This is a genomic window from Stenotrophomonas sp. 05L44_2, from assembly GCF_056665995.1.
This window is the reverse complement of the sequence record NZ_JBFTNR010000766.1, coordinates 1-1,925: the sequence shown is the minus strand read 5'-3', so window position 1 is coordinate 1,925 and position 1,925 is coordinate 1. Positions and strand designations below refer to the sequence as shown.

The following is a 1,925-nucleotide window of genomic DNA, read 5'->3' as shown; positions in this document are numbered from 1 at the left end:
CCACTGGAAGGGACTCATCCGTTCAAGGACAAGCGACGGTGCGGCGGCGGAGGCGTGGCTCATGGTGCGGTTTCCTGCAACAGCGTGGTGCGGTGGAACGTCCGGCGGGGAAGGTCTCAGTGACCGGCCTGGCTGGATGCATGGATGACCTGCAGGACGTCCTGGAGGCGCTCAACCTCGACCTGGCCTGGCGCCGACGGGGTGCCGATCATGCCGAAGGTCAGGGCCTGGCCGAAGGTTTCGCCGGCCAGGCGCGAAACCACGCCGGTGCCGCCCATCGACATGGTCAGCAGCGGCTTGTCGCTCTGCTGGCGCACCTGCCAGGTGGCATCGAGCAAGGCCAGCACATCGCCAGCGTCGCGCGGCATCACCGCGATCTTCAGCACGTCCGCGCCAAGGGCCTGCTGCTTGAGCAGGCGTGCGACGATTTCCTCGCGCGGTGGCGTGGCGTGGAAGTCATGGCTGGACATCACCACTTTCACGCCAGCCTTGTGGGCCTGCGCCACCAGCGCCTGCACCACCTTCGGATCGCGGAACATCTCCACGTCGATCAGCTGGGCGACACCACCGCGCAGCAGCGCGGCGTAGAGCTTGCCGTAGTCGGCATCGCTGATCGGCTTGGCGCCCCCTTCGGCCTTCGTGCGGAAGGTCACGATGGCCGGCTTGCCCCCAAGCGTGGCCTGGATGCGCTTGCCCAGCGCGACCAGCGCCTTGCCATCGGTGGCGATGTCCAGGTAGTCGATGCGCCACTCGGCGATGTCGGTGGATCTGCTGGCGGCGATGGCCGCGGCCTGCTGCAGAGCGACATCCGCGGTGGCACCGGTAATCGGTACGATGGTGCGCGGGCTGCCCTCGCCGATGCGTAGTTGGCCGACCTGCAGCACCGCCGGTGGCGGCGCGGCCAGGGCCAGCAAGGGGGAGGAGGCGAGCACGCCGGCGAGGACAACGGAAGCGAGCGGAGTTTTCATCGCAGTCACCACAGCATGGAAGTAGCGCGCGGCCATCAGAAGGTCACCTTGGCCTGGACACCCACGGCCCAGGCGTTGTCGGTACCGCTGTAATTGAACGTGCCSGGGTTGACGATGTACTGCACGTCCGGGCGGATCATCAGCCAAGGGTTCACCTGGAAGCTGTAGGACAGCTCGAACAACTCCTCGGCCTGGCTGAGGTTGTACAGCGGCGAATCGGTGGGCACGCCCCCGGCGGCCAACGTGGCGCGCCGCGCATCGACCAGGCGGTCGTTGATGTCAGCGCCGACGTAGCCCAGCGCGATGCTGTCCTGCGCACGCGCGCCGATGCCCTGGTAGACGCCGCCCAGCGCGTACCAGCGCTTGATCTGCGCGGTATCGGTGTCGGACACCATGTACTGCGCGAAGGCGGTCAGGCCGCGGCTCGGGTCGGCCGATTCCTGGGTCAGGCGCTGTTCGGCCAGCACGTAGGCGCCGTGCCGGCCGGTGGTCGGCGAGGTATCGAGGCCGCGCTTGTCCACGCGCGACGTGTCGTAGTAGCCACCGAACTTGTAGACGCCGGCGTAGCGGCTGCCCTTGGCCGGCGTCCAGGTCACCTCCACTGGAAACAGCGAGCCGGTGGTGCCCGAAACGAACGGACGGAACGCGTTGCGTTCGATGTTGCCGCCCAGGTTCGGGTTGACCTGGAACCAGCCCGTRCGCACGTTCACCGCCGGGCTGATCTGCTGGGCGAACTCACCGCCCCAGCGTGCCATCGGATAGTTGTACCAGCCGCTGTTGCCGGACATCGCCAGCGGGTGGGCGCAGAATGCGGCGTTGACGAAGTGGGTCAGCAGGCTGTGCAGGCCGAACTGGTTGCCCATCGCGTAGTACCCCAGCTTGTAGTACGACCGGCCCGCATTGAAGGTCTGGTCGTAGCTCAGCTCGGTCAGCCGCGTGTACTGGCCGCCATACGCC

At 67.4% G+C, this 1,925-nt stretch carries 2 protein-coding genes; both read right to left on the bottom strand.

Annotation, left to right across the window (positions count from 1 at the left end; all coding sequences use genetic code 11):
* Positions 1-116: 116 nt before the first annotated feature.
* A complete protein-coding gene (aroD, locus tag AC1VAN_RS20360) occupies positions 117-968 on the bottom strand; it encodes a type I 3-dehydroquinate dehydratase (RefSeq protein ID WP_033832107.1) in 852 nt (283 codons plus the stop codon).
* 35 nt (positions 969-1,003) lie between these two features.
* The coding region (locus tag AC1VAN_RS20355; RefSeq protein WP_480986589.1) for a carbohydrate porin at positions 1,004-1,925 on the bottom strand (922 nt) is incomplete at its 5' end.

Coding starts and splice junctions, on each gene's coding strand:
- aroD (WP_033832107.1), bottom strand. CDS start 968: ATGAAAACTCCGCTCGCTTCCGTTGTCCTCGCCGGCGTGCTCGCCTCC.